Origin of the sequence: Kitasatospora sp. NPDC088264, assembly GCF_040685715.1 — a bacterium.
Classification (GTDB): Bacteria; Actinomycetota; Actinomycetes; order Streptomycetales; family Streptomycetaceae; genus Kitasatospora.
In genome coordinates this window covers 32,786-57,304 of sequence record NZ_JBFBIR010000003.1, presented here as the reverse complement: position 1 = coordinate 57,304, position 24,519 = coordinate 32,786, and the positions used below count along the sequence as shown (strand labels likewise).

The window sequence follows — 24,519 nt, the reverse complement described above, 5'->3', positions numbered from 1 at the left end:
TGATCCACCCGGTCTACAGCGGGGTGACGGCCTTCAGCACCACCAGCAGGGCCACGGCGGCGTTGAGCGCGCACAGCGCCGACGCCGCCGTACCGGCCGCGGCGACCATCGCGGCCAGGCCCGCCCGGGTCTTCGCCGGGGGCCAGTTGCGGGACGTCGGCACCGGGCCGAGCAGTGCGGCGACCCGGCGCGGCACCGGGCCGGGCGCGGGCGCCGGGGCGGCGAAGGCCGCGAAGCCGGGCGCCGGCGCCGCGTGCGACACCAGGGCCGCCCGGGCCACCGCCCGGGCGGTGATCCGGCGGTCCCCCACCTCCTGCGCCGACTCCTCGTCCGCCCAGCGCTCCGCGCTGAACGCCACCGCGTACTGCAGCGGCCGCAGGAACGGGTTGACGCAGGCGGCCAGTTGGGTGGTCAGCAGGTACCGGTGGTGGCGGTGGCGCAGGTGTGCCCGCTCGTGCGCGAGCAGCGCCTCCCGCTCGTCCTCGGGCAGCCCGGCCAGCATCCCGGTGGAGACCACCACCCGCCCCGGCGAACCGGGCAGCGCGTACGCGTACGGGCTGCGGTCCGGCAGCACCGCGAGGTCGCCGGCCAACTCCGGCCCCGCCGGCAACCCGGTCAGCGCCCGCCGGGCCCGGGAGCGCACCCGCAGATGCCGGCCTACCGTCCGGGCACAGGCCGCGGCCACCAGGACCAGCAGCCACATCGCGGCCGTCCCGAACGTCTCGTGGTACGGCAGCGCGGCCCGCACCTCCGGGTCGGACCAGCTGTCCGGCAGCGGGTTGCCGGGGATCTGCGCGGTGCCCACCACGCCGATCAGGCCGAGGCAGAGCACACTGCACACCGCCATCACCGCGCTGATCACGGTCATCAGCCGGGCCGCACCGCGCGGGTGCAGGTGCTGCTCGGTGAGACGCGCGATCGGCACCGCGGTCAGCGGCAGGATGAGCGGGAGGAAGACGAAGAAGCCCACGGGTCAGCTCTCACGGTCGGCCGCTGCCGGATCGACGGACGCGGCGTCCAGCAGCGCCCGCAGCAGGTCCTCGTCGTGCGGGAGCAGCGCGCTCACGAAGCTGGCCAGGACGGCGTCCCGGTCCGCTTCTCCGTCGAGCATCCGGCGCATCCGCAGGGCCGCCAGCCCGGCCGCGTCGGAGGAGGCCTGCCACAGGTAGGAGCGGCCCGAACGGGACCGCGAGACGGCGCTCTTGGCGTGCAGCCGGGACAGGATGGTCATCACGGTGGTGTACGCCAGGTCGCCCTCCAGGCGTTCCTGGACCCACCCCGCGGTGGCCGGGCCGGGCGCCCGTTGGAGCACCGCGAGTACCTGTGCCTCCAACTCGCCCTGGCCGCGCCTTCGGACGGGCGCTTCCGCGGCCGCCGAGGCGTGCCTCTCGTCTGCCATGACGGCCCACTCCCTCCGGATGCCGCGCCCCGGAGCCGGCGGGGCACCCGCTCATCCTAACGAGCGCGGGCCCGGCGCGAACCGGTTCGCGCCGGGCTTCCCGCCCCCACCGCCCTCGACCCCCGCTCCCGGACCCCGGCCCCGGACCCCCGTCACGCTCGCCGGGCCGGGGCTCCGGGCGTACCGCGGGGCCCGCACGACGCGTCGCCCGAACGGCCCCGGCCCGGTTGCCCGGCGCCCCGGCCCGACGGACGGTCGAAGTCCGTACGGTCCGCCCGTAGGCCTGTTCGGCCCCTGGAGGAGTCCATGAGCAGCCCGTCGCCCGACCCCGAGCAGCCGGAGCAGCCCCCGCGCACCGGCCCCGAGCAGCCCGGGCAGACCCGGCGCACCGACCCTGAGCAGCCCGGGCAGACCTGGCGCACCGGCCCCGGCACGCCGCAGCCGACGCCGGGCAACCAGTTCAGCGACTGGGCGCCCGGCCTGGTGATGTTCGCCGGTGTGCTGATGCTGATCAACGGCATCATGGAGGCCTTCCGGGGCATCATGGCGGTCTCCAACGACGACCTCTTCGTCCACACCCCCCGCTACGTCTTCCGGTTCGACCTCACCGGCTGGGGCTGGGTCCACATCATCGTCGGCGTGCTGGTCGCGGTGACCGGCGCGTTCCTGCTCAAGGGCGCCGCCTGGGCCCGCTACGCCGGTATCCTCCTCACCTCGCTGAGTGCCCTCGACAGCTTCCTGGTCCTGCCGTACTTCCCGCTCTGGTCGCTCGTGGTGATCGCACTGGACGTCTTCATCATCTGCGCGCTCTGCGTCTACCGCCCCCAGGAGGGCACCCCGCTCTGACGACCCGGTGGCCCGCGCGCCCGTACCGTCTCAGCTCCGGGCCCGCCTCAGGTCCGGGCCCGCTGGGTGACCGCGATGCAGACCAGCACCACCACCGCCGTGACCGGTGCGGCCGCGGGCAGGTCCTCGCCCAGCAGCAGCACCGACCAGACCAGGGTCAACAGCGGCTGTGCGAGTTGCAGTTGGCTGGCCCTCGGCACCCCGATCTCCGCCATCCCCCGGTACCAGAGCACGAACCCGCCGAACTGCGACACCGCCGCCGTGTACGCCAGCCCGGTCAGCGCCTTCGCCCCGAGGTGGACCGGCTCGGCGGGCAGCGCGAGGGCGGTGGTCAGCAGCGTCACCGGCAGCGCGGCCACCACCGCCCAGGCGATCACCTGGGCGCCCGGCAGGTCCCGGGAGAGCCGCCCGCCCTCCGCGTACCCGGCCGCGCAGATCGCTACCCCGACGAACAGGAGCAGGTCCGCGACGGTCGGCCGACCGTGGCTCTGCAGCAGGGTGAAGCCGAGGACGGCCGCCGCCCCCGCCACCGCCGCCGCCCAGAACGCCCGGGACGGCCGACGGCCGGTGCGCAGCGCCGCGACCACCGCGGTGGCCAGCGGCAGGACACCGATGACGACAGCCGAGTGGGCGGTCGAGGAGGTCCGCAGGGCGAGCGTGGTCAGCAGCGGGAAGCCCAGCACACAGCCTCCCGACACCACCAGCAGGCCGGGCCAGTGCCGCCGCTTCGGCAGCGGGGCGCCGACGGCCGCCAGGTAGAGCGCGGCCAGCACCCCCGCCAGCGCGCCGCGCAGCCCGGTCGCGGTCCACGGCCCGAAGCCGGTCAGGGCCCACGCGGTGGCGGGGAAGCTGAGGGAGAAGGAGGCCACCCCGAGGGCGGCCAGGGCGGTGCCGGAGGCGGGGCTTCGCGGTGCTACCGCCGACGGGCGGGTAGCGCTATCTTGTGCCGTCATGAACGAGCGTAGCAGTGTGACCGAACTCGCCGACAGGCTGCGACGGGAGGTCGAGCGCTACCCGGAGGGGCGAAAGCTGCCGTCCAGCCGGGTGCTGGTGGAGCGCCACCAGGTCAGCCCGGTGACGGTCTCCCGGGCCATCGCGGTCCTCGCGGCCGAGGGCTTGGTGGTCTCCCGGCCGGGCGCCGGGGTGTTCCGGGCGGCGGCCTTCGCCGGGCGCCCGGCCGGCACCGCCGCGCCCGCCGCCCGTCCCGGCGACCTCTCCTGGCAGGAGGTCGCGCTCAGCGCCGACTCCGACCCCCGTGACCTGCTGGCCGCCCCGGTGTTCGCCACCCTCCGCGTGCCCCCGCCCGACGTCATCGACCTCAACAGCGGCTACCCGCACGCCTCGCTGCTGCCCGAACGCCTGCTGGCCACCGCCCTCGCCCGGGCCGGACGGCGCCCGGGCGCCTGGAACCGGCCGCCCACCGACGGCCTCACCGAGTTGCGCGGCTGGTTCGCCCGCGACATCGGCGGCACCGGCGGGCCGATCGGCGCCGGGGACGTCCTGATCACCTCCGGCGGCCAGGGCGGGCTCACCGTGGCCATGCGCTCGCTCGCCGCGCCCGGCGCGCCCGTCCTGGTGGAGTCGCCGACCTACTCGGGCATCCTGGCGGTCGTCCGCGCGGCCGGGCTGCGGCCCGTCCCCGTCCCGGTCGACGCCGACGGCGTGCGCACCGACCTGCTGGCCGACGCCTTCGAGGCCACCCGGGCGCGGGTCTTCGTCTGCCAGCCGCTGTTCCAGAACCCGACCGGCGCGGTGCTCTCCCCCACCCGGCGCTCCGAGGTGCTGCGGATCGCCCGGGCGGCCGGCGCGTTCGTCGTCGAGGACGACTTCGCCCGCCTGCTCGTCCACGCGGACGCCCCCGCGCTGCCGCGCCCGCTCGCCGCCGACGACCAGGACGGGGTCGTGGTGCACCTGCGGTCGCTGACCAAGGCCGCCTCGCCCAATCTTCGGGTCGGCGCGCTCACCGCGCGCGGCCCGGCCCTGGCCCGGCTGCGGGCCACCCAGGTGGTGGACAGCTTCTTCGTGCCCCGGCCGCTCCAGGAGGCGACGCTGGAACTGGTCGCCGACCCCGGCTGGGCCCGGCACCTGCGCGCCCTCGGGGCGGAACTGCGGACCCGCCGCACCGCCACCGTCGCCGCCCTGCAGCGCGAACTGCCCGGTCTGCTCGGCACCTACCGGCCCGGCGGCTACCACCTGTGGCTGCGGCTCCCGGACGGCGTCGACGACGGCGCCCTCACCGCCGCCGCCCTGCGCGCCGGCGTCCAGGTCACCCCCGGCCGCCCGTACCACGCGGCCGAACCCCCGGCCCCGCACCTGCGCCTCAGCTACGCGGCCGCCGAGAGCTCCGCGCACACCGCCGAGGGGATCCACCGCCTCCGCCGGGCCTACGAGGACCTGCCGGCCTGACCTCCGGCCCCGCGCGGAGCGCGGGCCTCAGCGCCCGTAGCCCGCCATCCGCTCCAACCGGGCGATGCGCTCCGCCATCGGCGGGTGGGTGGAGAAGAGCCGGGCGCCGGCCTCGCCGGGGCGGAAGGGGCTGGCGATCATCATGTGGCTGGCGGTCTGGATCTGCGGCTCCGGCGGGAGGGGCAGCCGGCGGGTGCCGGCGTCGAGCTTGCGCAGGGCGCCGGCCAGGGCGAGCGGGTCGCCGGTGATCCGGGCGCCGTCGGCATCGGCCTGGTACTCGCGGGAGCGGCTGACGGCCAGCTGGATGAGCCCGGCCGCCAGCGGGCCGAGGATCATGATGGCGAGCATGCCGAAGAGGCCGGGCCCGTCGTCGTCGTCGCTGCGACCGAAGGGGATCAGCCAGGCGAAGTTCACCAGGAACATCACCACCGAGGCGAGCGCCCCGGCGACCGAGGAGATCAGGATGTCCCGGTTGTAGACGTGGCTCAGCTCGTGCCCGAGCACACCCCGCAGCTCGCGTTCGTCCAGCAGCTGCAGGATGCCGTCGGTGCAGCAGACGGCCGCGTTGCGCGGGTTGCGGCCGGTGGCGAAGGCGTTCGGCGCGGGGGTCGGGGAGATGTAGAGGCGCGGCATCGGCTGGCGGGCCGCGGTGGAGAGCTCGCGGACGATCCGGTAGAGCCGTGGCGCCTCGATCTCGCTGACCGGCCGGGCCCGCATGGCCCGCAGCGCGAGCTTGTCGCTGTTCCAGTAGGCGTAGGCGTTGGTGCCGAGGGCGACCAGCAGGGCGATCACCAAGCCGGTTCGGCCGAAGAATCCGCCGATCACCAAGATGAGCGCCGAGAGGCCGCCGAGCAGGACGGCGGTCCTCAGTCCGTTGTGCCGGCGGTGCACGTCAGGCCCTCCAATGGTGCGGTGGGGAAGCCCTTTCTGCCTCGTCCCTCTTGCCCGGTCAACGGGTGGGGGCCTGGGCCTTGTTCCCTTGTGACCGGCGTGACACCACCGCGGCACCCCGCCGGGCCGGACCGCGGCGGCCGGCCGGGCGGGCGCGCGCTCAGAACAGGCTTCCGCCGGCGACCTGGAGGACCAGCTGCGGGGCGAAGGAGAGGACCACGGCCACCGAGGCGGTGAGCCCCAGCGTGGCGGTCAGGGTGGCCGGCAGCCGGCCTTCGGCCCCGGCCCCGCCGACCGAAGCGGCGCCCGGTTCGGCACCTTCCTCGGCACCCGGCGCCGGGGCGAACAGCCGGGTCGTCCAGAGCAGGTAGTAGTACAGCGCGACGACCACGTTGACGGCCATCACGACGGCCAGCCAGCCCAGCCCGGCGTCGACGGCCGCGCGGAACACCACGACCTTGCCGAACAGGCCGATCACGCCCGGGGGCAGCCCAGCCAGGCAGAGCAGGAAGAAGGCGAGCGCGAGGGCCGTCCAGCGGCGCCGGGCGAACAGGCCGCGGAAGTCGTCCACGCTGGTCCCGGCCCGGCGGCCGACCGCCGCGACCACGCCGAACGCGCCGAGGTTCACCACGCCGTAGATCAGCGCGTACGCGGCGGTGGCGCCGAGCGGATCGACCCCGGTGGGCGCGTAGCCGGCGGCGGCGAGCGGCACCAGCAGGTAGCCGGCCTGGCCGACGGACGACCAGGCGAGCAGCCGCACCGCGCTGTAGCGGGTGTCGAAGCGCTGGCGCAGCGCGCCGACGTTGCCCACCGTCATGGTGACGGCGGCCAGCACGGCGAGCGCCAGGCCCCAGGTGTGCGCGTACGGGCGGAAGGCGATGGTGGTGGCGAGCGCGAGGCCGGACAGGCCGGCCGCCTTGCCGACCACCGAGAGGTAACCGGCCACCGGCAGCGGGGCGCCGGTGTAGGTGTCGGGCACCCAGAAGTGGAACGGGACGGCGGCGACCTTGAAGGCGAAGCCGACCAGAGTCAGCACGGCGCCCGCCTCGGCCAGCGGCTTGAGCTGCCCGGGGGCGTGTTCCAGGCCCTGGGCGACGGCGCCGAGGTGCAGGCTGCCGCTGGCCGCGTAGACGAAGCCGACGCCGAGCAGCATCACGGCCGTGGCGGTGACGGAGGAGACGAAGAACTTGAGCGCGGCCTCGGCGCCCCGGCCGTCCCGGCGCAGCGCGACCAGGGCGAAGGCGGGCAGCGAGGCGACCTCCAGCGCGATCACCATGGTGGCGAGGTCGCGGGAGGCGGGCAGCAGCGCGGCACCGGTGGCGCTGGAGAGCAGCAGGAACCAGTACTCGCCGCCGGGCAGCTTCTCCTCCTCGACGGTGTGCGCGGAGAGCAGCGCGGCGATCAGCGCACCGCCGAGGGCGAGCAGCTGGAACACCAGGGCGAAGTGGTCGGCGACGTACGAGCAGCCCGCGTTGTCAGACCCCCCTGCTACGTTCTGCACACAGAAGGTCGCCCGGGGTGATCCCCCGGTGAGGGGGAGGAGTGCGATGAGGGCGAGGGCGAGTCCGGCCGCGGCGAGGCGGCCGAGCCACTTCCGGTGCCGCTCGGGCAGGAACAGGTCGGTGAGCAGGACGGCGAGGGCGGCCACCGCGGCGATCAGCGGGGGCGCGATCGCCACCCAGTCCACGGACTGGATCAGGCTGCCCGGGTTGGCTACGGCGAGGGAGGTCACAGTGTGCTGCCCCGTGGAGTGAGGTCCGAGTGCGGCGATCTGGGCTCCGAGCACGGTCAGCCACCCCCGAGGAGGTGCTTGACGGCGGGGTCGGAGAGGCCGAGCAGGAGCGCGGGCCAGAGGCCGGCGAGCAGGGTGAGGGCGGCCAGCGGCGTCCAGCTGACGGCCTCGTACGGGCGCATGTCGGCGACCTGCTCCACCGGGGCGGGCTGCTTGGGGTCGCCCATGCAGACGCGCTTGACCACGATCAGCAGGTAGGCGGCCGTGAGGAGGGTACCGAGACCGGCCAGGACCATGTAGGTGACGAACGCGGGGCGCGACAGGCCGTCGGCCGGGTCGAACGCGCCGAACATGGCGAGCAGCTCGCCCCAGAAGCCGGCCAGGCCTGGCAGGCCGAGGCTGGCGACGGCGGCGAAGGCGAGCAGCGCGCCGATCCGCGGGGCGCGGCCGTACAGGGCGGCGCCGGTGGCGCCGGAGAGGGTGTCGAGGTCCGCCGTGCCGTAGCGGTCCTTGAGGGCGCCGACGAGGAAGAACAGCAGACCGGTGATCAGACCGTGGGCGATGTTGGCGAACAGCGCGCCGTTGACGCCCACCGGAGTGAGGGAGGCGATGCCCAGCAGCACGAAGCCCATGTGGCCGACGGAGGAGTACGCGATCAGGCGCTTGAGGTCGCCCTTGGCGCCGGGGCGGGCCAGCGCCAGACAGGCCAGTGATCCGTAGACGATGCCGACGGCGGCGAACGCGCCCAGGTAGGGGGCGAGCGTCGCGGTGCCGTCGGGCACGACCGGGAGGAGGACGCGGACCAGACCGTACGTGCCCATCTTCAGCAGCACGCCGGCGAGCAGCACCGAGCCGACCGTCGGAGCGGCGGTGTGCGCGTCCGGGAGCCAGCTGTGCAGCGGCCAGGCGGGGGCCTTGACCGCGAGCCCGACCATGATCGCCAGGGCGGCGATCACCTGGGTGGTGTGGCTCAGGCCGTTGCCGTGCGCGGCGGCCAGGGCCTGCATGTCGAAGGTCCCGGCCTTGCTGCCGATCAGCAGGAAGCCGAGCAGCATCACGGCCGAGCCGAGCAGCGTGTACAGGATGAACCGGTTGGCGGCCGGGGCCTTCGCGCCGCTCCCCCAGCGGGCGATCAGGAAGTACATCGGGATCAGCACGATCTCGAAGGCCAGGAAGAAGAGCAGGAGGTCCAGCACCGCGAAGGTGGCGAGCATGCCGACTTCGAGGAGGAGGAACAGCCCGACGAAGGCCTTCGCCGACGGACGGCGCCCATCAGCGGCCTCGCCCCGGGCGTCCCCGCCCGGCAGCCGCTTCTCCGAGTACAGCGCGCAGAGGAAGGTGAGCAGTGCGGTCAGCACGATCAGCGGCAGCGAGACGCCGTCCACGCCGAGGTGGAGGCGCACGTTGAGGGCCGGGATCCAGGACACGTCGGTGGTGGCCTGCATCCGGGCGGGTTCGTCGTGGTCGAATCCGGCCGCCAGGGCGACGGTGAGCAGCAGCACCGCGCCGGTGACGACGGTGTTCAGCCGCAGCGCCCGCCGGTCGGCGGCGGCCGGCTCCCGGCCGAACGCCGGCGCCAGGGTGAGCGCGGCGCCGAGCAGCGGCAGCACCAGGAGGGCGATGAGGACTGCGTTCATCGGGGGCTCCTACGGGCGGCGGTCGGAATCGGGGGAACCGGGGACAGGGGGTACGGCATCCGCTACACCGCCACCAGGACGGCCAGCAGGACGACGCCGGCGAGCAGCGCGCTGAGGTAGGTCTGCGCGTTGCCGGTCTGCGCGAGCCGGACGGCCCGGCCGAGCAGGTTGGCGCCGACCCCGCTGCCTCGCACGTAGGTCTCGACGACCTCGCGGTCGAGGAAGCGGACCAGCCGGGCGGCGGCGGTCACCGGGCGGACGAACAGCGCGTGGTACAGCCGGTCGACGCCGAAGCCGTGCCGGGCCGGGCCGAACAGCGGGCCGAGCAGGGTGCGCCCGGGGTCGGCGACGATCACCTCGGCGGCCGGGGCTCCGGCCTGCTCGGGCACCCGGCCGGCGTCGGCCGGGGCCGGGCGGCCGGTGGCCAGCCGCGCGGTCGCCGAGCGCCAGGCGCCGTACGCCGCGAGCACGCCGACCACGGCGAGCCCGGTGCCGATGACGGCGGTGACGGCCGAGGGGCGCAGCGAGCCGCCGTCCAGCAGCGCGGGCAGCCAGTCCGAGCGCAGCCCGGCGACGCCGAAGCCCATGGTCGGGATCGCCAGCACCCAGAGCGGCCAGCGCATCGCGGGCGGCTCGGCGGTGGCCGGGTCGGCCTCGTCGAGCTCGGGCGAGTACGGCGCGTCCGCCTCGTGCCCTGCCGCAGGCGCCACGGCCTGCGACGCTCCGGCCTGAGACGCTGCGGCCTGCGGCGCCCCGGCAGCCTGCGGGCTGTGGAAGCTGACCAGGAAGAGCCGGGTCGCGTACGCGGCGGTGAGCAGCGCGGTGAGTCCGGCGGAGATCAGCACGATCCACCCGGCGGCCTCCGGCACGGCCGAGGCCGGGCCGAGCCCGTTGGTGAGCGCCTCGCCGTTGGCGGCGTGCTCGGCGGCGGTCAGCACCGCCTCCTTGCTGAAGAAGCCGGAGAACGGCGGCAGCCCGACCAGGGCGACGAGCGCGATGCCCATCGTCCAGTAGGCGTCCGGGACGCGCTTGCGCAGCCCGGGGATCCGGGACATCGCGGAGATCGAGTTGGTGTGCGCGGCGTGGATCACCACGCCGGCGGCCAGGAACAGCAGCGCCTTGAAGGCGCCGTGGCTGACCAGGTGGAAGACGGAGGCCTCGCGGTCGCCGGCGGCCAGCGCCCCGGCCATGTAGCCGAGCTGGCCGACGGTGGAGTAGGCGAGCACCCGTTTGAGGTCGTCCTGGGCGAGCGCGCAGAGTGCCGAGCCGATCATCGTCACGGCGGCCATCACGGCCAGCACGACCAGCGCCGCACCCGACAGCAGGAACACCGGCAGCAGCCGGGCGACCAGGTAGATGCCGGCCGCGACCATGGTGGCGGCGTGGATCAGCGCGGAGACCGGCGTCGGGCCGGCCATGGCGTCCGGGAGCCAGGTGTGCAGCGGGAACTGCGCGCTCTTGCCTGCCACCCCGGCGAGCAGCAGCAGGGCGATCAGCGTCGGGTGGCCGAGCCGCCCGTCGGTCGCGGCGGCCAGCACGTCGGGGATCCGGAAGCTGCCGGCGTCCGCGCCGAGCAGGAAGATCCCGAACAGGAACGGCACGTCGCCGAGCTTGGTGACCAGGAAGGCCTTGAGCGAGGCCGAGCGGGCGTCCTCGGTCTCCCAGTGGTGGCCGATCAGGAAGTACGAGCAGATGCCCATGACCTCCCAGCCGACCAGCAGCACGATCAGGTCGCCCGAGTAGACCACCAGGAACATCGCCGCGGTGAACAGCGAGACCAGCGCGGCGTACGACGGGTAGCGCGGGTCCTTCCTGAGGTACGCGGTCGAGTAGACCTGCACGCAGGTGGCGACCAGGCCGACCAGCACGGAGATCAGCGAGCTGAAGCCGTCCAGGTGGAGGGCGAGCGCGATGTCCGGGCCGCCGGTCGGGGTGAGCCGGGTGGCGGCGTCCAGCGCGTGGCCGGTGCCGAGCTGGAGGGCGACGACCAGGGCGAGCACGGCCGAGACGGCGACCGGCACGATGGCCAGCGGCCGGGCCAGGCCGGGCGCCTTCTTGCCGACGGCCAGGGTCGCGGCGGCCCCGAGTGCGGGCAGCACGGGGACGAGGGCGGGCAGGGCGAGGTTCATGCGGCGGCCTGGCCCTTCAGCGCCTCGGCTCCGGCCGGCGTCTCCTCGGCGAGCGGCTCCGCCGGATCGCCGAGCGCGGTGGCCCGGTCGATGTCCGCGGTGCCCCGGGCCCGGAACAGCAGCAGGACGATGGCGAGCCCCAGCCCGATCTCGGCGGCGGCGACGGTGATGGTGAACAGGGTGAGCGCCTGGCCGGCGTGCAGCGAGTCGCGCAGCCAGGTGTCGAAGGCGACCAGGTTGAGGTTGACGGCATTGAGCATCAGCTCGACGGACATCAGGACCAGGACGGCGTTGCGCCGGGCGAGCACGCCGTACACGCCGACGCTGAACAGCAGCGCGGCGAGGACGACGGGGTAGGCGAGGTGCATCAGCTCTCCTCCGACGCGGACGGCGCAGCCTCTGCGGCCGCCGGGCTCTCCGGCGCCGGCCGGGGCACGGTGGCGGCGACGGTCCCGTTCGAGCCCACCGGCCGGCCGGCGCGCAGCCGGCCCGCCCGGGGCGGCGGCACCCGCCGCTTCGACCCGCGCGACAGCACGATCGCGCCGACCAGCGCCGCCAGCAGCAGCACGGAGAGGGCTTCGAAGGGCAGCACCCAGTGGCGGAACAGGCTCGCCCCGGTGACGGCGGCCGAGCCGCCCCCCGCGCCGAGGTCGATCCAGGAGGTCCGGAAGGCGTCGACGACCAGCGTCACCAGTGTCCCGGCCGAGGCGAGCGCCACGGCCAGGGCCACCCAGCGGTTCTTGGAGTCGGCGTCCGGCGAGCGCCCGATCGGTGCCTTGGTGAGCATCAGCCCGAACAGCACCAGGACGATCACCGAGCCGAGGTAGATCAGCACCTGCACCCAGGCGATGAACTCGGCGGTGAGCAGCAGGAACTCCACCGCCAGTCCGCCCAGCGCGACCACCAGCCAGAGCGCGGCGTGCACCAGTTGCTTGGTGCTGACGGCGACCACGGCCGAGCCGAGCACGGCGATGCCGACCAGCAGGAAGACGATCTCCACCCCGGTCGGGGACAGGAACGAACGGGCGGCCGGCTCCAGCGAGCCGGTCGCCGCGAGCAGGGTGGCGGCGCTCACTGGGCCTCCCCCTCATCCGAGGCCGCCGAGGCGGCTGCGGCGGCTGCGGCGGCCAGCTTGTCCGCAGCCTTGCGCGCGGTGGCGATCTCCTTGGGCTCCTCGGCCGCCGGGTCCAGCGCCGGCGGCGCCGGGACGGTCCACATCCACTCGCGGAGCTTGTCCCGCTCGTGGGTCAGCTCCAGGATGTCGGTCTCGGCGTACTCGAACTCGGGCGACCAGAACAGCGCGTCGAAGGGGCACACCTCGATGCAGATCCCGCAGTACATGCAGAGCGAGAAGTCGATGGCGAACCGGTCCAGCACGTTACGGGTGCGGGCCCGCGCGTTCGGCTCGGCGGCCGGCAGCGTCTCCTTGTGGGAGTCGATGTAGATGCACCAGTCCGGGCATTCGCGCGCGCAGAGCATGCACACCGTGCAGTTCTCCTCCAGCAGCGCGATGACGCCGCGCGAACGCGGCGGCAGCACCGGCTGCACATCGGGGTACTGCGCGGTGACGGTCTTCTTCGTCATCGTCCGCAGGGTCACGGCCAGGCCCTTGGCCAGGCCGGCACCGGGAAAACTCATGAGATCGCCACCTTGATGACGCCGGTCAGGGCCAGCTGGACGAGGGCGAGCGGGATCAGCACGGTCCACGCGAAGCGCATCAGCTGGTCCTCGCGCAGACGCGGGTAGGTGACCCGCAACCAGATGACCACGAAGGCCAGCGCGAAGGTCTTCAGGATCATCCAGAGCCAGCCGAGCTGGTCCGCCAGCGGGCCGTGCCAGCCGCCCAGGAAGAGCACCGCGGTCAGCGCCGACACCACCAGGATGCCCACGTACTCGGACAGCAGGAACAGTGCGAAGCGCAGGCCCGTGTACTCGGTGTACGCGCCGAAAATGATCTCCGAGTCGGCGACCGGCATGTCGAACGGCGGGCGCTGGAGCTCGGCCAGACCGGCCGTGAAGAACACGAACGCGCCGATGAGCTGCCAGGGCAGCCAGTACCACTCCCAGGCGTCCACGATCCCGGGCAGTGAGAGCGTGCCGGCGGCCATCGCCACCGAGGCCGCCGCCAGCACCATCGGCAGCTCGTACGACATCAGCTGCGCGGCCGTGCGCAGGCCGCCGAGCAGCGAGAACTTGTTCGCCGAGGCCCAGCCAGCCATCAGCTTGCCGATCACGCCGACGCCCATCACGGCCAGCACGAAGAACAGGCCGGCGTCGATCGCCTGGCCGACGAAGCCGTTCGGGCCGACCGGGATCGCCAGCAGCACGAAGAGGTACGGCAGCAGCGAGACGGCGGGCGCCAGCTGGAAGATCCGGCGGTCCGCCCCGGCCGGGACGATGTCCTCCTTCTGCGCGAACTTCACGCCGTCCGCGACGAGCTGCGCCCAGCCGTGGAAGCCGCCCGCGTACATCGGGCCGAGCCGGCCCTGCATGTGCGCCATGACCTTGTGCTCGGTCTGGCCGATGACCAGCGGGAAGGTGAGGAAGACGACCAGGGTGGCGACGCAGCGCAGCACCGTGTCGAGCAGGTTCACGCGCCGTCTCCGTCCTGGCCGGCCGGTCCGGCCGACGTCTCGTCCTGCCCGCCCGCAGGCGCGGCGGGCTTCGCCGGCTCGGCGGGCGCCTGCTCCTCGGCAGGCTCCTCCGCAGGCTCCTCCGCAGGCTTCGCGGGCTCGGCCGGGGCCTGCGCCTCGGCGGGCTTCGCGGGCTCGTCGTGCGCGGGCACCGGGTTGTGCCAGGGCGCGTCCGAGGACCGGGTCCGCGGCGACGCCGAGCCCCCGGCCTTCGGCTCGGCAGGCGCAGCGGCCTCGGCGGCCTCGGCGGGCGCCGGCTCCGCAGCCTGGCTGACCGATCCGTCGGACACCGACCTGACCCGGCGCGGCCGGTCCGCCCGCACCACGGGCGCCGCCTCGCCGGCGGCCGGAGCAGCGGCCGAAGCAGCGCTCGGAGTAGCAGCCGAAGCAGCGGCCGGAGCACCGGCACCGGCAGCCTCGGCCCCCGCCTGACTCGCCGACCCCTCCGCCACCGTCCTGGTCCGCCGCGGCCGGTCCGCCCGCACCGCCGCACCCTCGGCACCGGCAGCAGCACCGGCCCCAGCACCAGCAGCACCAGCACCAGCACCAGCAGCACCAGCAGCCCGGGGCGTCCGCCCGGCCGCGCCCGCCGCCCGCGCACCGCGCGCGGGCCGCTCGGCGACCGGCGGCAGGGTGCCCTTCAGCGGCCCCCACTCGTTCGGGTCCGGCACCCCGGCCGGCTGCATCTTGCGCCGGGCGGGCCCGTCGCCGTGGTCCGACTCGCCCGGCTCCTTGGCGCCCGGCCAGGCCTTGGCGACCCGGGCCGCGAGCACGAACTCCTTGCGCAGCGGGTACCCCTCGAAGCCGTCCGGCAGCAGCAGGGTGGCGAGGTAGGGGTGTCCGGGGAAGTCGATGCCGAACATCTCGTGGGTCTCGCGCTCGTGCCAGGCGGCGCCCGCGTAGACCGGGACGGCGGTGGGCAGCGCGGCCTTGTCCCGCGGCACCCGGGTGCGCAGCGCCAGGTGGCGCACGCCCGGGGCGTCGGCGGAGGCGAGGTGGGCGACCACGGAGAAGCCCTCGGCCAGTTCGTCGACGGCGCTCAGCCAGTCGAAGTAGCCCAGGCCGAGCGTGTCGCGGGCACTGGTGAGCGCCTCGATCCAGTGCTCGGCGGGGACGTCGACGGTGACCAGCCCGTAAGCCTCGGCGCCGGTCGCCCACTCCCCGACCGACGCCGCGTACTGCTCGGCGGAAGTCACGAGACCCCTCCCTCGGTCGAAGGCCCCGTCACCAGCGGGCGGCGCAGCGCCGCCGCGGGCGCGGTGTAGCGGTCGGGCAGCGACTCGGCGGCGATCTTCTCCTGGAGCTTGAGGATGCCCTGGAGCAGCGCCTCGGGCCGGGGCGGGCAGCCGGGCACGTAGACGTCGACCGGGATGATCTGGTCCACGCCCTTGGTCACCGAGTAGGAGTCCCAGTACGGGCCGCCGGAGTTGGAGCAGGCGCCGAAGGAGATGACGTACTTCGGCTCGGGCATCTGCTCGTAGAGGCGCTTGACGGCGGGCGCCATCTTGTCGGTCACCGTCCCCGAGACGATCATCAGGTCGGCCTGACGGGGTCCGGGCGCGAACGGAATGACACCCATCCGGATGAAGTCGTGTTTGGCCATGGACGCGGCGATGAACTCGATCGCGCAACAGGCCAGGCCGAAGTTGAAGCACCAGAGGCTGTAGCGGCGGCCCCAGTTGAGCACGACCTTGACCGGGTCGGGCGCGAGCCGGGCCAGCGGGCCGATGCCACGGCGCTCGACGGCGCCGGGGCGCGACGGGTCCGGGAGGCCGAGCGGGACCGGGCCGCCCTGGGCGCCGTGCGAGTGGGTGTGCGTCACGTCCATTCCAGAACGCCCTTCTTCCAGGCGTAGAGCAGGCCGACCGCGAGGAAGCCGATGAAGAGGAACATCTCGATCAGCGTTCCGGCGCCGTACCCGGCGGTGGCGAAGACCGTCGCCCACGGGAACAGGTAGATCGCGTCGACCGCGAAGATCACGTACAGGAAGGCGTACACGTAGTAGCGGATCTGGGTGTGCGCCCAGTCCTCGCCCACCGGGTCCACCCCGCACTCGTAGGCGAGGAGTTTCTCGGGCGAGTAGACCACCGGCCGCAGCAGTCGGTTGGCCGTGAACGCCACGGCGACGAAGAGCACCCCGACGACGGCCAGCAGGCCCATCGCGGCGTACGCGTCGAAGTAGCCGCCGCCGACCGCCGGGTCGGCCGCGACGGCAGCCGCATGCTGCCCCTCCATGCCTTCGCCCTCCACCTCGGCCGTGAACAGCCCCTCAAGGCAGTTCTACGACGTTTCCTCGCACGGTCATAATCATGGCCAATGCGTGAGTCTAAGGGGACGGCTCCGCTCCGCCCGAACCCTGCCCGCTCCGCAAGACGTCCGGTGGACACTCCCGCGAGCACCGGGCAGTGGCCCGACGACCAGGACGGGGGTAGGGATAACCCCCGTCCCGGAAGATGTATCACCCCCATGGCATCTTCCGCCCCGGGTTCGGGAAGCTTGGTCCACCAGCTCGACCAAGAGGGACGGTAGATCCAGATGAAGCCGCTGCACCGCCGCACCGTGGACGCCATCAAGGAGCAGGACGCTCAGATGGGCCGCTCGCCGCTGTACGGTGCGCGGATGTGGCGGCAGGTCGGCCAGCTGCTGCTCAACCTGCCGCTCGGCGTCGCCGGCTTCGCGCTCACCGCCATCACGCTCACGGCCGGGCTGGGGATGTCGATCACCGTGGTCGGCCTGCCGCTGCTGGCCGGCGGGCTGGCCGTCTCCCGCGCCCTGGGCGGGCTGGGCCGCCGGCGGGCCCGGGCGGCGTACGACTCCGCGATCCACGAGCCGGAGCCGGTGCAGCCGCGCCGGCCGGGGGTGGTGGGCTTCACCATCGCCCACCTGACCGACCTGCTGAACTGGCGCTCGGCGCTCTACAACGTGCTGATGCTGCCCTGGGGCATCCTGAGCTTCACGGTGACCCTGGTCGCGGTCACCGTGATGTGGCCGGTGCTGCCCTGGGTGATCCGGGCGCTGGCGGCGATCGACCGGATCCTGATCGAGTCGCTGCTCTTCCCGGGTGCCCTGGCCGAGCGGGTGCGCGAGCTGGAGGACGACCGAGGCACGGTGGTCGACACCGCCGCCGCCGACCTGCGCCGGATCGAGCGCGACCTGCACGACGGCGCCCAGGCCCGCCTGGTCGCGCTGGCCATGGACCTGGGCATGGCCAAGGAGCGGCTGCGCGAGGTCGAGACCGAGGACGACGTGGCGGCCGCCACGAAGATGGTCGACAACGCGCACGGCGAGGTGAAGCTGGCCCTCCAGGAGCTGCGCGACCTGGCCCGGGGCATCCACCCGGCGGTGCTCACCGACCGCGGCCTGGACGCGGCCCTGTCCGCGGTCGCCGCCCGCTGCACCGTCCCCGGCGGGGTCAAGGTGAACGTCGACCTGAAGGGGCCGGACGGCCAGGCCGAGCGCCCGGACTCGGCGGTCGAGGGCATCGCGTACTTCACCGTCAGCGAGCTGCTGACCAACGTCTCCAAGCACGCCGGGGCCCGCACCGCCTCGGTCGACGTCTGGCGCTCCGACAACCAGCTGATGGTGCTGGTCCAGGACGACGGCAAGGGCGGCGCCGCGCCCTACCCGGGCAGCGGCCTGGCCGGGCTGACCGAGCGGATCCGCGCGGTGGACGGCGTGCTCCTGGTGCAGAGCCCGGAGGGCGGCCCGAGCAGCATCACCGTCGAACTTCCCTGGCGCACCCGCACCGCCCGCCGCTGAACCGGAGCGCGGCACGGCGCCGGGACCTCGTCGAGGCAGTGACGAGGTCCCGGCGCCGGTCCGGTACGACGGGCCTAGGGGGTCTCCAGGGTGCCGAGGGTGACGTCGGCGGTCTGGCTGCTGCCGTCCCTGGTGTAGGCGACGGTGGCCTTGTCGCCCGGGGTGAGCGAGGCGAGCGCGGTGGTGAGCGCGTTCAGCGAGTCGACCGCGGCGTCCCCGATCTTGGTGATCACGTCGCCAGCCTGCATCCCCGCCGAGGCGGCCGGGCCGCCCGCGGTGACCGCCACGATGACGGCGCCGGCAGGCTTGAACTGCTGGTTGAAGCTGGTCCGGGCGGTGATGCCGAGCGCGGCCCGGCCGGAGTTGGTGACCTTGCCCTGCTTGATCAGCTGGTCGGTGATGTTGGTGATGGTGGACGCCGGGATGGCGAAGCCGATGCCGGGCGCGGCCGCGCCGTTGGCCTCGGGCTCCGTCGCCGCGAGCGTGTTGATGCCGATCACCTGGCTGTCCAGGTTGACCAGCGCGCCGCCGCTGTTGCCCGGGTTGATCGCGGCCGAGGTCTGCACCATGTTGCCGATGGTGGCGCCGGGCGAGCCGCCGCCCCTGGGCTCGGAGACGGTCCGTCCGGTGGCCGAGACGATGCCCTGGGTGACGCTGCTGGAGAGGCCGAGCGGGCTGCCCATGGCCAGGGTGATCTGGCCGAGCTGGACCTTGCCGGAGTCACCGAAGGCGGCCGGCTTGAGGCCGCTCGGCGGGCTGCTCAGCTTGATCACCGCGAGGTCGGTGTCGGGGTAGCTGCCGACCAGGGTGGCGTCCAGCGACTTGGTGCTGTTGGCGAGGGTGACGGTGAAGGTGGTCGCGGTGCCCACCACGTGGGCGTTGGTGACGATGTCGCCCTTGTCGTCGTAGACGATCCCGGAGCCGAGGCTGTCGCCGGTGGTGATCTGCACCACCGAGGGCAGCACGTCGGCGATGACCCGCTGGTAGTCGTCCTGCAACTGGTTCCCGTCGGCCGACCGCGCGGGGGCCGACGAGGCCGGCCTGGCCGAGCCGGAGCCCGACGGGGAGCCCGCGGCCGACGAGGCGGACGTGGAGGAGCCGCTGCTGCACCCGGCCAGCGCCAGCGCGGTCAGTACGGCCACCGCGCCGGGTACGAGCAGCCGGCCGTGGACCGTCCTGGGTCCGGTCGGCCGGGGCCCGGCCGGCAGGGGGCGGGCGTGTTCCTTCTTTCGGCTCACCTGGCTGCCTCCGATTCGTCACCACGCTGGGAGCACGGAAATCTTTGTCAGCATTTCACCGATTTGTCCGATTTGACGGTTCGACTCGCCCGGCACTCACCACGGGAACCCGAACACCCTAGAATCGGCCCATGACTTGGTTGATCACCGGCGGTGCCGGATACATCGGCGGGCACGTCGTCCGCCAGCTGCTCGACGCCGGTGAGCGCGTCGCCGTCCTGGACGACCTCAGCACCGGCGACGCCTCCCGCCTGCCGGAGGGCGTCGCCCTGGTCGAGGGCTCCACCCTGGACCGGGCCGTCCTGGACGCCGCCATCCGCGAGCACGCGATCGAGGGCATCCTGCACTTCGCCGCCAAGAAGCAGGTCGGCGAGTCCGTCGAGCAGCCGTTCTTCTACTACCGGGAGAACATGATCGGCCTGCAGACCGTCCTGGAGGCCGCCGCCGAGGGCGGGGTCAAGCGCTTCCTCTTCTCCTCCTCCGCCGCCGTCTACGGCATGCCGGACGTCGACCTGGTCACCGAGTCGACCCCGTGCGCCCCGATGAGCCCGTACGGCGAGACCAAGCTGGCCGGCGAGTGGCTGGTCGCCGCGGCCGGGAAGGCCCACGGCATCTCCACCGTGGCGCTGCGCTACTTCAACGTGGCCGGCGCGGCCTCCCCCGAGCTGTCCGACACCGGGGTCTTCAACCTGATCCCGATGGTCTTCGAGCGGCTCACCGCCGGCGAGGCCCCGCGGGTCTTCGGCGACGACTACCCGACCCAGGACGGCAGCTGCGTCCGCGACTTCATCCACGTCTCCGACATCGCCTCGGCCCACGTCGCCGCCGCCAAGCGGCTGGCCGCCGACCCGGCCGGCGAGACCTCGCTGGTGCTCAACATCGGCCGCGGCGAGGGCGTCAGCGTCAAGGAGATGCTGGAGGTGATCGGCAAGGTCACCGGTTACGACACCACCCCCGAGGTGACCCCGCGCCGCGCCGGCGACCCCGCGCGGGTGGTGGCCTCGGCCGACCTGATCCGCCGCGAGCTGGGCTGGGGCGCCCGCCACGACGTGGCGGAGATGGTGGCCTCCGCGTGGGACGGCTGGTGCAGCCGCCACCCCGGGGCCCGCAAGGCCTGACCGGACGCGTCGACGGCGGCGGGGCGCCCGCCCCGCCGCCGCGCCGGTTCAGCGCGCCGGGACGGCCGTGCCGTAGAAGGCGTCCAGCGCGTACACGCAGCGGTCCTTGGAGCCGACGAAGACCCGGCCGCCGACCGCGACCGGCGAGCCGGTCAGCTCGCCCTTGGTGCCGAGCTCCCAGCGCAGCTGACCGCTCGCCAGGTCCAGGGTGTGCAGCGAGTGGTCCCGGCTGCCCAGGTGCACCAGGCCGTCGGCCACCGCCGGGGAGCCGACGATCTCGCCGCGCGCCGTGTAGCGCCAGCGCTCCCGGCCGCTCGCCGCCTCGAAGGCGTACAGCACCCCACCGCTGCCGACCAGCACCATGCCGTCCCCGACCACCACCGGCTCGGCGCCCTGGCGGTTGCCGGTGACCCCGCGCCAGCGGTCCCGGCCGGTGGCCGCGTCCAGCGCGTACACCGTCCCGAGGTAGTCGGCCACGTAGACCGCGTCGGCGTCCAGCGCGGGCGGGGTGAACAGCACCACCGGGGCCTCGAAGCGCCAGCGCTCGGCCCCGCTGGCCGCGTCCAGCGCGTACACCCTGGAGCCGGCCGTCACGTACAGCACGCCGCCGCGCTCGACCGGGTGCGAGGGCACGTCCTCGCCGACCGGGAAGGACCAGCGCAGGCCGGCGCCGTGCGGGTCGATGCAGCGCAGCCGCCCGGCCCCGTAGTAGTAGGCCGCGCCGGCCACCAGGACCGGTCCGGACTGCGGGTTCTCGTAGTCCTGCTGGGCGTCGTCGGCCCGCCACAGCTCGGCGCCGCTGGCGGCCGAGCGCAGCTGGACGCCGCCGCCGCGGACGCCGCAGCACAGCACCCCGTCGGCGGCGGAGAGCGAGTAGACCCAGCCGTCCAGTGAGGTGCGCCAGCGCTCGGTGCCGTCCGCGACGTCCACGGTGTACAGGTGCGGGCCGTCGGCCGCGTGCACCCGGCCGGCGTCCACCGCGAGCGCCCAGGCGACGTCCCGGGTCTTGTAGCGCCGCTCGCCGGAGGCGATGTCCAGCGCGTGCACCTCGAAGCTGGAGACGAAGAGCGTGCCGTCGGCGACCACGGGGGTGCCCCAGACGTCGTTGGACATCCGGAACCGCCAGGGGCGCCAGCGGGCGGCCGGCACCGGCGGCGGGGTGACCCGGCGGACCCAGTCGGTCTCGGCCGGGGCGGTGCCCGGGCCGGTCTGCTCGTGCTCGGCCCGCGGCCCGGGGCCTATCCGCACCGTGGCTCCGGACAGCCGCACCTCGACGGCCCCGCCGCCGCCCGGCGCGCGGTGCTTGTTGGGGGAGGCGATCTTCGCGGTCGGGATCTCGCCGTCGGACACCGGGCCCCGCCGCGGCCCCGTGTGCACCGGCCCGGACGGCGGCGGCGCGTGCCCCCCGCCCGGGTGGGTGCGCGGGTCGTCCAGGCCGGGGCGCTGCACCGGGACCGGCTGGTGCGGCTGCGGCGGCTGGTGGGGCTGGAGCGGGCCGCCCTGCGGCGGCCCGGCCGGGGGCGGCGGCGCGCCGGCCGGTAGCTGGACGGCCCGGGGCGGCACGCTCGGGCGGCGGCCGCGCTTGCGCTCGATCAGCTCCAGCGCGTTCACGGGGAGCCAGTCGCCGACCTCGCCGGCGGCGTCGTCCCGGGAGAACAGGTGCGGGGCCAGTTCGGCCTGGATCTGCGCCGGGCTGGGCCGGTGCTCGGGCGAGGGCCGCATGCAGGCGCGGACCAGGTCCATCAGCTCGCGCGGCATCCCGGACAGGTCCGGCTCCTCGCGCAGCAGCTGGAACACCGTCTCGACCGGGTTGGAGCCGCCGAAGGGCGGGTGCCCGGTCGCGCAGAACACCATCAGCGAGCCGAGCGAGAAGACGTCGCTGGCGCCCCGGACGTTACGGCTGTCCTTGGCCTGCTCGGGGGACATGTAGGCGGGGGTGCCGACCGCGACGTTGGTCATGGTGAGCCGGGTGCTGGAGACGCCGGAGGCGATGCCGAAGTCGATCACCTTCGGGCCGTCCTCGACCACCAGCACGTTGGAGGGCTTGAGGTCCCGGTGGATCAGCCCGGCCGCGTGGATGGACTGCAGCGCCTCGGCGATGCCCGCGATCAGCCAGCGGGTGGCGTCCACCGGCAGCGGACCGCACTCCTCGACCAGGTCCTCCAGGGAGGGGGCCGGGATGTACGCGGTGGCCAGCCAGGGCACCCGGGCGTCCGCGTCGGCGTCCACCACGGCCGCGGTGTAGAAACCGCCGACCGTCTTGGCCGCCTCGATCTCGCGGGCGAAGCGGACGCGGAACAGCTCGTCCTCGGCCAGTTCCGCCCGGACGGTCTTGATGGCCACCCGCCGGCCGGAGGCGGAGCGCGCCAGGTAGACCAGCCCCATCCCACCCGCGCCGAGCCGCCCCAGCACCTCGAAGGGCCCGATCCGCCTCGGATCGTGCGCCGTCAGCTGGTCCACTCCGCTGCCACCTCCCCGTTTTCCGCACCCGCCGCGTGGTGCCGGACCCGATTCTCCAATGCCGCCCGGCCCATCTCCAACCTCCCCCGCCCAGAGCCGACGGCGGCCCCGGGAGCGCCGCCGTCCGGCCGGTGATGACGGAACGGCCGGATTCTGACGCCCGTTCCGGCCGCGGTTTGCACCCGGACGCCCGGACCCTCCACTTCGGCGCCGATCTTCCGACGCCGCCGATCGTCACGCTCTGTCACTCGACCACCCCTCAGCGGACTCGCCGTCACGCTGTGGGGTCAAAGGCACACGGGGGGGCTTCAACGACACCTGCGGAGCGCGGTGAATATCCGTCCGAAGTGGTTCATGCCCCTATAGCAACCCCCCGTGCGGAGTAATAGTCGCATCACCGAATCGCGCCAAGATCGTGCCACGGTAAGCTGACGGCATGACAGGACAAGTTCGCACCGTCGACGGTCGCGTCGCCGGGCGACGCGGACAGGAAACGCGGCAGAAGCTGCTCGACTGCCTCCGCGAGATGCTCAGCACGTCGCCGTACCGGGACGTCAAGGTCATCGACGTCGCCCGTATGGCGGGTACCTCCCCCGCGACCTTCTACCAGTACTTCCCGGATGTCGAGGGCGCTGTCCTCGAAATCGCCGAGGAAATGGCCAAGGACGCCGACACCCTCAAAGAGCTGGTGGCCGGAAAGTCCTGGGCAGGGAAGTCCGGTCCGACCACTTCGGAAGAACTGGTCGACGGATTCCTCGCCTTCTGGCGCAAGAACGACGCCATTCTCCGAGTGGTCACGCTCGGTGCCGCCGAAGGGGACAAGCGGTTCTTCAAGATCCGCATGACGGTCCTCAACGCGGTCGCCAAGCCGCTCGCGGAGGCCGTCAAGGAACTCCAGGCGAAGGGCCAGGCCGACAAGTCGCTCGACCCGAACGCCGTCGCCGGGGCCCTGGTCTCGCTGCTCGCCTCGGCGGCCGAGCACCAGAAGGCCTTCACCTCCTGGGGCGTCAAGGTCAAGGACCTCAAGCCCAACCTCGCTCCCCTGGTGTACCTGGGCGTCACCGGCAAGAAGCCGCCCAAGTAGACCATCCGCTCAACCGACCATCCGCTCCGCGCGCAGCCCCGGCCTCCTGTCCGGGGTACGACGGACGGCGGCCGTGTCCTCGGGGGAGGTCCGCCGACGTACCGCACGCGCGCCAGACATGCCGGTGGGCGGGCACCCCTCACACAGGGTGCCCGCCCACCGGCATGTTCGCGTTGCGGCCCCTCAGGGGCCCTCGGACGCCCGGCTCCGCGCCGTCAGGGGCAGCGGACCACCTGGCCGGCGTAGGCGAGCCCGCCGCCGAAGCCGAAGAGCAGGACCGGGTCGCCCGGGGACAGCTCGCCGCGTTCGACCAGCTTGGAGAAGGCCAGCGGGATCGAGGCGGCCGAGGTGTTGCCGGAGTCGACCACGTCCCGGGCCACCACCGCGTCGGTGAGGCCCAGCTTGGCGGCGATCGAGTCGATGATCCGCAGGTTGGCCTGGTGCGGCACGAAGCCCTTCAGCTCCGACGGGTCGATCCCGGCCTGCTCGCAGGCCCGGCGCGCCAGCGGGGCGAGCTGGGTGGTGGCCCAGCGGAACACCGACTGGCCCTGCTGGCTGATCACCGGGTCCCAGCCGGTGATCACCACGGCGTCGCCCTTCTCCGGCTCGGAGCCCCAGACCACCGGGCCGATGCCGGGCTCGGCACCGTCCTCCTGGGCCTCGACCACCGCGGCGCCGGCGCCGTCGCCGAAGATCACGCAGGTGGTGCGGTCGGTCCAGTCCAGCGTGTCGGACATCCGCTCGGCGCCGATCACCAGCGCGCGGCGGGCCGCGCCGGCCCGGATCGCGTGGTCGGCGGTGGCCAGGGCGTACGAGAAGCCGGAGCAGACCGTGTTGATGTCGTACGCGGCGGGCGCCCGGACGCCGAGCCGGGCGGCTACGGCGGCGGCGGTGTTGGGGCTGCGCTCGACCGCGGTGCAGGTGGCGACCACGATCAGGTCGATCTCGTCGGCCGTCCGGCCGCTCTTGGCGAGCGCCTTCTGCGCGGCCTCGGTGGCGAGGTCGACCAGGGTCTCGCCCTCGGCGATGTGCCGGGTTCTGACACCCACCCGGCTACGGATCCACTCGTCGTTGGTGTCGACGAGCGCCTCCAGGTCGTCGTTGGAGAGGACCTTGGGGGGCTGGTAGTGGCCGAGTGCCACAATGCGCGAACCGCTCATAGTGCCATGGAACCGGGTTACCCACTG

Annotated in this window: 22 protein-coding genes; 5 read left to right on the top strand and 17 right to left on the bottom strand. The window is 73.9% G+C overall.

The window, feature by feature from the left end; translation table 11 throughout:
• Positions 1-13: 13 nt before the first annotated feature.
• Positions 14-970: a M48 family metalloprotease gene (locus tag AB0O82_RS03805; protein ID WP_363579973.1), complete on the bottom strand. Its 957-nt coding sequence runs from the start codon at positions 968-970 to the stop codon at positions 14-16.
• Between the two features lie 3 nt (positions 971-973).
• Complete coding sequence (locus AB0O82_RS03800) at positions 974-1,399, bottom strand: BlaI/MecI/CopY family transcriptional regulator (RefSeq protein WP_363579972.1); 426 nt, start codon at positions 1,397-1,399, stop codon at positions 974-976.
• A 306-nt stretch (positions 1,400-1,705) separates the two neighbouring features.
• Between AB0O82_RS03800 and AB0O82_RS03795 the strand changes: the two genes are divergently transcribed.
• On the top strand, positions 1,706-2,245 hold the full coding sequence (locus AB0O82_RS03795; RefSeq protein WP_363579971.1) for a hypothetical protein: 540 nt from the start codon (positions 1,706-1,708) through the stop codon (positions 2,243-2,245).
• Positions 2,246-2,292: 47 nt separating this feature from the next.
• Here the strand turns inward: AB0O82_RS03795 and AB0O82_RS03790 are convergent, their stop codons facing one another.
• Complete coding sequence (locus AB0O82_RS03790; RefSeq protein ID WP_363579970.1) at positions 2,293-3,198, bottom strand: DMT family transporter; 906 nt, start codon at positions 3,196-3,198, stop codon at positions 2,293-2,295.
• Here AB0O82_RS03790 and AB0O82_RS03785 point away from each other — a divergent pair.
• Positions 3,197-4,651 (top strand): PLP-dependent aminotransferase family protein, encoded by a 1,455-nt coding sequence (locus AB0O82_RS03785; protein WP_363579969.1) that lies wholly within the window; start codon positions 3,197-3,199, stop codon positions 4,649-4,651. The genes AB0O82_RS03790 and AB0O82_RS03785 overlap by 2 nt on opposite strands.
• 27 nt (positions 4,652-4,678) lie before the next feature.
• Here the strand turns inward: AB0O82_RS03785 and htpX are convergent, their stop codons facing one another.
• The 11 genes from htpX to AB0O82_RS03730 all read right to left on the bottom strand — a co-directional run bounded on the left by htpX (position 4,679) and on the right by AB0O82_RS03730 (position 15,908).
• Positions 4,679-5,542 carry a zinc metalloprotease HtpX gene (gene htpX / locus AB0O82_RS03780; protein ID WP_350876984.1) on the bottom strand — a complete coding sequence of 288 codons (864 nt, stop codon included), beginning with the start codon at positions 5,540-5,542 and terminating at the stop codon, positions 4,679-4,681.
• A 160-nt stretch (positions 5,543-5,702) separates the two neighbouring features.
• On the bottom strand, positions 5,703-7,274 hold the full coding sequence (locus AB0O82_RS03775) for an NADH-quinone oxidoreductase subunit N (protein WP_363579968.1): 1,572 nt from the start codon (positions 7,272-7,274) through the stop codon (positions 5,703-5,705).
• 56 nt (positions 7,275-7,330) lie between these two features.
• On the bottom strand, positions 7,331-8,911 hold the full coding sequence (locus tag AB0O82_RS03770) for an NADH-quinone oxidoreductase subunit M (protein WP_363579967.1): 1,581 nt from the start codon (positions 8,909-8,911) through the stop codon (positions 7,331-7,333).
• Positions 8,912-8,973: 62 nt separating this feature from the next.
• Entirely contained in the window at positions 8,974-11,040 is a 2,067-nt protein-coding gene (locus AB0O82_RS03765; RefSeq protein WP_363579966.1) for an NADH-quinone oxidoreductase subunit L, read from the bottom strand.
• The gene (gene nuoK / locus AB0O82_RS03760) at positions 11,037-11,408 is read right to left on the bottom strand and encodes an NADH-quinone oxidoreductase subunit NuoK (RefSeq protein WP_350876976.1); all 372 of its coding nucleotides are present in this window, start codon (positions 11,406-11,408) and stop codon (positions 11,037-11,039) included. The genes AB0O82_RS03765 and nuoK overlap by 4 nt, the downstream gene beginning before the upstream one ends.
• On the bottom strand, positions 11,408-12,115 hold the full coding sequence (locus tag AB0O82_RS03755) for an NADH-quinone oxidoreductase subunit J (RefSeq protein ID WP_363579965.1): 708 nt from the start codon (positions 12,113-12,115) through the stop codon (positions 11,408-11,410). The genes nuoK and AB0O82_RS03755 overlap by 1 nt, the downstream gene beginning before the upstream one ends.
• A complete protein-coding gene (locus AB0O82_RS03750) occupies positions 12,112-12,678 on the bottom strand; it encodes an NADH-quinone oxidoreductase subunit I (RefSeq protein ID WP_363579964.1) in 567 nt (188 codons plus the stop codon). The genes AB0O82_RS03755 and AB0O82_RS03750 overlap by 4 nt, the downstream gene beginning before the upstream one ends.
• Complete coding sequence (gene nuoH / locus AB0O82_RS03745) at positions 12,675-13,628, bottom strand: NADH-quinone oxidoreductase subunit NuoH (RefSeq protein WP_350877389.1); 954 nt, start codon at positions 13,626-13,628, stop codon at positions 12,675-12,677. Before nuoH ends, AB0O82_RS03750 begins: the two co-directional genes overlap by 4 nt.
• 2 nt (positions 13,629-13,630) lie before the next feature.
• The gene (locus AB0O82_RS03740) at positions 13,631-14,869 is read right to left on the bottom strand and encodes an NADH-quinone oxidoreductase subunit C (RefSeq protein WP_363579963.1); all 1,239 of its coding nucleotides are present in this window, start codon (positions 14,867-14,869) and stop codon (positions 13,631-13,633) included.
• A complete protein-coding gene (locus tag AB0O82_RS03735; protein WP_363579962.1) occupies positions 14,866-15,501 on the bottom strand; it encodes an NADH-quinone oxidoreductase subunit B family protein in 636 nt (211 codons plus the stop codon). Before AB0O82_RS03735 ends, AB0O82_RS03740 begins: the two co-directional genes overlap by 4 nt.
• Positions 15,492-15,908 (bottom strand): NADH-quinone oxidoreductase subunit A, encoded by a 417-nt coding sequence (locus tag AB0O82_RS03730; RefSeq protein ID WP_280675333.1) that lies wholly within the window; start codon positions 15,906-15,908, stop codon positions 15,492-15,494. Before AB0O82_RS03730 ends, AB0O82_RS03735 begins: the two co-directional genes overlap by 10 nt.
• A gap of 354 nt (positions 15,909-16,262) precedes the next feature.
• On the opposite strand from AB0O82_RS03730, the gene AB0O82_RS03725 reads away from it, so the two are divergent.
• The gene (locus AB0O82_RS03725) at positions 16,263-17,432 is read left to right on the top strand and encodes a sensor domain-containing protein (RefSeq protein ID WP_363580288.1); all 1,170 of its coding nucleotides are present in this window, start codon (positions 16,263-16,265) and stop codon (positions 17,430-17,432) included.
• A gap of 74 nt (positions 17,433-17,506) precedes the next feature.
• On the opposite strand, the gene AB0O82_RS03720 is transcribed toward AB0O82_RS03725, so the two are convergent.
• Positions 17,507-18,556 (bottom strand): trypsin-like peptidase domain-containing protein, encoded by a 1,050-nt coding sequence (locus AB0O82_RS03720; RefSeq protein ID WP_363580286.1) that lies wholly within the window; start codon positions 18,554-18,556, stop codon positions 17,507-17,509.
• 245 nt (positions 18,557-18,801) lie between these two features.
• On the opposite strand from AB0O82_RS03720, the gene galE reads away from it, so the two are divergent.
• Positions 18,802-19,788 (top strand): UDP-glucose 4-epimerase GalE, encoded by a 987-nt coding sequence (gene galE, locus AB0O82_RS03715; RefSeq protein WP_350876964.1) that lies wholly within the window; start codon positions 18,802-18,804, stop codon positions 19,786-19,788.
• Between the two features lie 48 nt (positions 19,789-19,836).
• Here galE and AB0O82_RS03710 read toward each other — a convergent pair whose 3' ends face one another.
• On the bottom strand, positions 19,837-22,248 hold the full coding sequence (locus AB0O82_RS03710; RefSeq protein WP_363579961.1) for a PQQ-binding-like beta-propeller repeat protein: 2,412 nt from the start codon (positions 22,246-22,248) through the stop codon (positions 19,837-19,839).
• A gap of 436 nt (positions 22,249-22,684) precedes the next feature.
• Between AB0O82_RS03710 and AB0O82_RS03705 the strand changes: the two genes are divergently transcribed.
• Positions 22,685-23,332 carry a TetR family transcriptional regulator gene (locus AB0O82_RS03705; RefSeq protein ID WP_030055725.1) on the top strand — a complete coding sequence of 216 codons (648 nt, stop codon included), beginning with the start codon at positions 22,685-22,687 and terminating at the stop codon, positions 23,330-23,332.
• 215 nt (positions 23,333-23,547) lie between these two features.
• Here the strand turns inward: AB0O82_RS03705 and AB0O82_RS03700 are convergent, their stop codons facing one another.
• Positions 23,548-24,492, bottom strand: a complete 945-nt coding sequence (locus tag AB0O82_RS03700) for a beta-ketoacyl-ACP synthase III (RefSeq protein ID WP_363579960.1) — start codon at positions 24,490-24,492, stop codon at positions 23,548-23,550.
• Positions 24,493-24,519 lie beyond the last annotated feature (27 nt).